This window comes from Vibrio sp. M260118 (genome assembly GCF_036533755.1).
GTDB lineage: Bacteria > Pseudomonadota > Gammaproteobacteria > Enterobacterales > Vibrionaceae > Vibrio.
Map to the genome: position 1 here is coordinate 1 of NZ_JATABG010000231.1, position 5,684 is coordinate 5,684.

Annotated in this window: 6 protein-coding genes; all 6 read right to left on the reverse strand. The window is 47.0% G+C overall.

Going from position 1 to position 5,684, the window contains the following annotated elements; genetic code table 11:
- The coding region (locus QTO00_RS13530) for a protein-glutamate methylesterase/protein-glutamine glutaminase (protein ID WP_331425274.1) at positions 1–962 on the reverse strand (962 nt) is incomplete at its 3' end.
- A 24-nt stretch (positions 963–986) separates the two neighbouring features.
- Positions 987–3,200, reverse strand: a complete 2,214-nt coding sequence (locus QTO00_RS13535) for a chemotaxis protein CheA (protein WP_331425275.1) — start codon at positions 3,198–3,200, stop codon at positions 987–989.
- 9 nt (positions 3,201–3,209) lie between these two features.
- On the reverse strand, positions 3,210–3,929 hold the full coding sequence (locus QTO00_RS13540; protein ID WP_331425276.1) for a protein phosphatase CheZ: 720 nt from the start codon (positions 3,927–3,929) through the stop codon (positions 3,210–3,212).
- A 39-nt stretch (positions 3,930–3,968) separates the two neighbouring features.
- Positions 3,969–4,337 (reverse strand): chemotaxis response regulator CheY, encoded by a 369-nt coding sequence (cheY, locus tag QTO00_RS13545; RefSeq protein WP_331425279.1) that lies wholly within the window; start codon positions 4,335–4,337, stop codon positions 3,969–3,971.
- Between the two features lie 45 nt (positions 4,338–4,382).
- Positions 4,383–5,117: an RNA polymerase sigma factor FliA gene (locus tag QTO00_RS13550; RefSeq protein WP_331425277.1), complete on the reverse strand. Its 735-nt coding sequence runs from the start codon at positions 5,115–5,117 to the stop codon at positions 4,383–4,385.
- Positions 5,110–5,684: P-loop NTPase (locus tag QTO00_RS13555; protein ID WP_331425278.1), on the reverse strand; the 575-nt coding region annotated here is incomplete at its 5' end. The genes QTO00_RS13555 and QTO00_RS13550, both read right to left, overlap by 8 nt.

A 5,684-nucleotide genomic window follows, 5' to 3' on the forward strand; every position in this document is an offset into this window, starting at 1 on the left:
GATCCTTCGCGGCCATCTGCGCCCATACCGGTAAGAACCATCGAAAGCACTTGGTCAGAATAGATTTTAGCTGCACTACCGAATGTCACATCAACACAAGGCTTGTAATTCATCCGTTCACCGCCATCAATAATGCGCAGTTTCGCTGAGCCAGGACGCCCTTCAATCATCATCTGCTTACCGCCAGGAGCCAAATAAGCCACACCTGGTTTTAGCGCATCACCGTCTTCCGCCTCTTTGACTTGAATTTTGCACAAAGAGTTTAAACGACTAGCAAACGCTGCGGTAAATGTCGCAGGCATATGCTGAATTAACACAATAGGGTGTGGATAGTTGGCTGGTAACTTGGTCAGAATCTTCTGCAGTGCAACTGGGCCACCGGTTGATGTACCAATCGCGGTTAGCTGATACTTTTTACCACTGGCTTTAAAACGCGTAGCAACGGTAGGCTTGCTCGCTGGAGCCGTCGGCGCTGCAGGTCTAAGCGATGAACGCGTCGTTGCTGGTTGCGAAGCTGGGCGAGTCGGCGCTGCAGGTTTTGGAACTGCTCGGCGCATGAACGCACGCTTAGAGGCGATTTGTAGCACACGTTGCTGTAGCAAAGCCGTCGCCTCATCACGGTTACGTGCGATATCTTCAAACTTCTTAGGCAAGAAATCCAAAGCACCTGCATCAAGCGCATCTAGGGTTGCTTTAGCGCCGTCGTGAGTCAGCGAAGAGAACATCAAGATCGGCACAGGACTCTTGGCCATGATTTCACGGACGGCAGTGATACCGTCCATGACTGGCATTTCAATATCCATTGTAATGACATCAGGCTTGATTCGTAACGCTTTGTCTACTGCTTCCTTACCGTTGGTCGCAACGTCTATTACCTCTAGACGAGCGTCAGAGTTAATGATTTCACTCACTCGACGGCGGAAAAAACTCGAATCATCGACTACTAATACTTTGATCGCCATATTTGTCCTTCTATTTTTCGCGATTTAGATTCGAGAAGCAGCGGCATACTGCTTAAGCAAATCTGGCACATCCAAGATAAGCGCGATGTGACCATCACTTGTAATGGTCGCCCCTGCCATACCAGGTGTACCTTGTAGCAAGTTATCAAGCGGCTTGATGACCACCTCTTCTTGACCAATCAAGGTATCGACAACAAAGCCAACACGCTGGCTACCAATCTGAACAATAACAACATGTCCATGACCTTTGCGCAATTCGACTTGACCAACTTGTGGCGCTAACCAGTTTTGTAGATAGAACAACGGAATCGATTTTTCACGTACGATAATGGTTAACTGACCATCAACCACGTTAGTGCGGCTCAAATCCAAGTGGAAAATTTCGTTCACACTTGCCAACGGCAGAGCAAATGGGTGATCCGCAACACCAACCATCAGTGTTGGTAGAATCGCAAGTGTCAGAGGTACCTTAATGGTGATCTTAGTGCCTTTACCCATTTCAGAGTCGATATCAATCGAACCATTTAGCGTGTTGATGGCCGTTTTCACTACGTCCATACCAACACCACGACCAGAAATATCTGAAATCTGCTCTTTACTTGAGAAGCCCGGCATGAAGATAAGGTTGAAACACTCTTTATCGGTCAGTCTTGACGCCGCATCTTCATCCATTACGCCTCGTTTAACTGCGATAGCGCGTAGTTTGTCTGGATCCATACCGCCGCCATCATCAACGATAGCAAGTTCGATATGATCGCCTTCTTGCGAAGCCGATAGAATCACTTTACCTGTCTTAGGCTTACCTGCTGCAACACGTGCGTCAGGCATTTCAATACCGTGGTCAACCGAGTTACGCACCAAGTGAATCAATGGATCCGCGAGTGCTTCTACAAGGTTCTTATCAAGATCCGTGTCTTCACCACGCATCTCTAGGTTGATATCTTTCTTCAAGCTACGTGCTAAGTCTCGAACAACGCGAGGGAAACGACCAAATACTTTCTTAATTGGCTGCATACGCGTTTTCATCACCGCACCCTGAAGATCAGCGGTAACAACATCTAAGTTAGCAACCGCTTTCGACATCTCTTCGTCGTTGCTATTTAGCCCTAAGCTCAAGAGTCGGTTACGCACCAATACTAGCTCACCTACCATGTTCATAATGGTATCTAGGGTTGAAGTATCAACACGAACAGTCGCTTCAGCTTGGGGCTTCTTAGCCGGAACCGCAGCGTCTTTCTTCGCTGGCGGCTTAGGTGCTTCTTTTGGCGCTGCCTGAACCGCTGCAGCAGGCTTAGCTGCCGGTTTAGGCTCTGCCGCAGGTGGTGGAGCAACTGCCGCTGCAGGTTGTGTTGCGGCGTCTAACTCTTCGATAGATGGACCTTTACCTGAACCGTGAAGATCATCAAGCAGTTTCTCGAACTCTTCATCGGTCATTAGGTCACTGTCACCGGCAGCGGCCGATACCGTTGCAGCGTCTGGCGCTGGCGCAGCAGGTGCCGCTGCAGTAACAGGTGTTGCGTCACCTTTACCAGGGCCTTGTCCTGTGCCATGTAGCTCATCAAGCAGCTTTTCAAACTCATCGTCAGTAATGTCACCACTCATATCCGCGCTTGCAGCTGGCGCAGCAGGAGCCGGTGATGCAGGCGCCTTAGCAGCACCTGGCGCACTACCTGAACCGTGCAGTTCGTCGAGTAGCTTTTCAAATTCATCTTGGGTAATTTCATCAATAGAACCTGATGAGATCTCTGCTTTTGGTGCTTCCACCGCAACAGGTTCTTCAACCACGGGTTGTTCAATTACTGGCTCAGCCACCGCAGCGGGAGCTTCTGCTACGACTTCGTCTTCAGACTCAGGCTTACATAGTCGATGTAACTCGTCCAATAGAGACTGCTCTGCTTGAGGAAGAGGTTCACGGTCTTGAACAGCTTGGAACTGTTCATTAACGGTGTCCAATGCCTGAAGCATAGTGTCCATCAGGCTTGCGCTAACTGAACGTTGCCCATTACGCAAAATATCGAACACATTCTCGGCACCATGACAGGTGTCCACGAGCTCAGTTAACGCTAGGAAGCCAGCACCACCTTTAACGGTATGGAAACCGCGGAAAATGGCGTTGAGCAAGTCTTTGTCTTCTGGGTTATTTTCCAGCTCAACCAACTGCTCAGAGAGGAGTTCCAAAATCTCCCCAGCCTCGACTAAAAAGTCCTGTAGGATGTCTTCGTCTAAATCGTAGCTCATATGTTACCTCTAAAACCCAAGACTTGAGAGTAAGTCGTCGACTTCGTCTTGTGATGAAACGGCATCATCCCTTTCTTGAGGGTTCAAAATTGGCCCCTCTGGATCTATCGATGCTTTGTTCTTGTTATTCGTGCTTTCTTCCAGTTGGCTCGAACCAAACGCGGTTAGGATTTCAACTAACCTGCCCTCAACCTCATCCACTAAAGTGATGACGCGGCGGATAATTTGACCTGTTAAGTCTTGGAAGTCTTGAGCCATTAGAATCTCTGTCAGTTGGCCTCGAAGCTCTGAGCTGTCGCCTTCCACTTCACCGAGCAAGTTGTCGATGCGATGGCAGAGCGCTTTAAACTCAGCGAGGTCGATACGACCATGCATTAGCTCGTTCCATTGTGGACGCACTTGAAGTAGTCCTTCGTGAAGATTGTCGGCAATGGGCATACAGCGGTCGACTGCATCCATAGTTTTATTCGCAGCAACCTCTGTTTTGTCAATGACGTATTGGAGGCGATCCCTTGCATCTGGGATTTCGTCATTGGCAATTTCACTCATGCGCTCATCCGTACTGAAATGCTTGATTGACTCGTGCAGATCACGAGTCAACTCCCCAATTTCTTGGAACATCGGATTAGAAGTGCTTTCATACAGGTCTTTGACAAGAAGGTTAGCTTCCTGCTGTTGACCTGCTTCCAACATCTCTACGAGTTGTTTTGCCTGTTCTAATGAAATCATTCTGAGTTGGCCTTTAGCGCCTTAAGTCAATACCTTGACTTATAAACGTTCAAAAATTTTATCTAGTTTTTCTTTCAGTGTTGCAGCCGTAAATGGCTTAACGATGTAGCCGTTTACACCTGCTTGTGCAGCTTCGATAATCTGCTCACGCTTAGCTTCAGCAGTGATCATCAGAACAGGTAGGTGTTTCAACTCGTCGTCTGAACGAATGTGCTTAAGAAGATCGATCCCCTGCATTCCTGGCATGTTCCAGTCGGTAACAACGAAGTCGAACTCGCCTTTCTTGAGCATTGGTAACGCCGTTAAGCCGTCATCTGCTTCTTGAGTATTGTTGAACCCAAGGTCGCGTAGGAGGTTCTTAACTATACGGCGCATTGTTGAAAAGTCGTCAACAATAAGGATTTTCATGTTTTTATTCAAAATTGCCTCCACTGAGTTCGAGATCAGTGATTTTTACTCGTTATTTGTCCAAGCACTTAACTTAGTGCGCAGACGCTGCATTGATTGGCTTAGTATTTGGCTCACGCGTGACTCGCTGACACCAATCACTTCACCGATTTCTTTTAAGTTTAACTCTTCATCATAATAAAGCGAAAGTACTAGAGCTTCACGCTCTGGAAGCGATTTAATTGAATCTACTAGTGCTTTTCGAAAAAATTCGTCTGCTACACCTTGGAATGGCGCGTTATTTTCGTCCGCATCTTCTGGAGAAATTGCGTCTTCAGACACACCAAGATCTTCAATTCCAACCAAACGTGAACAGTTAATATCTGTCAAAATTGTGTGGTACTGCTCCAAGCTAATACCCATGTGTTGCGCAACTTCTGCATCAGTTGGGTCTCGATTTAACACGCCTTCTAACGCAGAAATCGCTTGGCTAACTTCACGATTATTCTTATGTACCGAGCGCGGAACCCAATCTCCACGCCTTATATCGTCAAGCATAGCACCCCGTATGCGAATACCAGCATACGTTTCAAAACTAGCGCCTTTACTACCGTCGTAATTTTTTTGTGCTTCAAGTAGACCTATCATGCCCGCTTGAATAAGATCTTCCACTTGAACACTAGGCGGTAGGCGTCCGAGTAGATGATGAGCAATACGCTTCACCAGCACCGAGTATTTCTCTAGAAACGCTCGTTGGCTATCTTGATTCGCATACTGTTCATAGGTCAAAGCCTTATTCACCAAAAGGTTCCTCTAGCATCTCAGTTCTATTTAGTAATCGTTCGACAAAAAACTCAAGATGTCCACTCGGTGTTTTCGGTATTGGCCATGTTAACGCTTTATTTGCTAATGATCCTATCGCCAATGCCGCTGGAGATCTTGGAAATGCGTCAACAACAATCTTTTGTTTCTTAACAGATTGTCTCACTTTATCATCCAACGGAATACATGCTACGAGCTCAAGGCTCACATTCAAGAATCGCTCTGTGACCAATGTCAATTTTGCGAACAATTCTCTGCCTTCTCGATAGCTTCTGACCATATTTGCAACAATTTTAAAGCGCTGCACCTGATGTTCTTTGCTTAACAACTTAATTAAAGCATATGCATCAGTAATGGAAGTAGGTTCGTCACAAACCACAATAACAACGTCTTGGGCTGCACGTGAAAAACTCACCACCATGTCCGAAATTCCGGCTGCTGTATCTATCAGTAGCACGTCCATTTCGTCTTCCAAACTACCAAACGCTCGGATTAAACCAACATGTTGCGCATGAGATAGCTCGGTCATTGATTGAGTACCGGAGG

Coding starts and splice junctions, on each gene's coding strand:
- QTO00_RS13540 (WP_331425276.1), bottom strand. CDS start 3,929: ATGATTTCATTAGAACAGGCAAAACAACTCGTAGAGATGTTGGAAGCA.
- QTO00_RS13535 (WP_331425275.1), bottom strand. CDS start 3,200: ATGAGCTACGATTTAGACGAAGACATCCTACAGGACTTTTTAGTCGAG.
- cheY (WP_331425279.1), bottom strand. CDS start 4,337: ATGAAAATCCTTATTGTTGACGACTTTTCAACAATGCGCCGTATAGTT.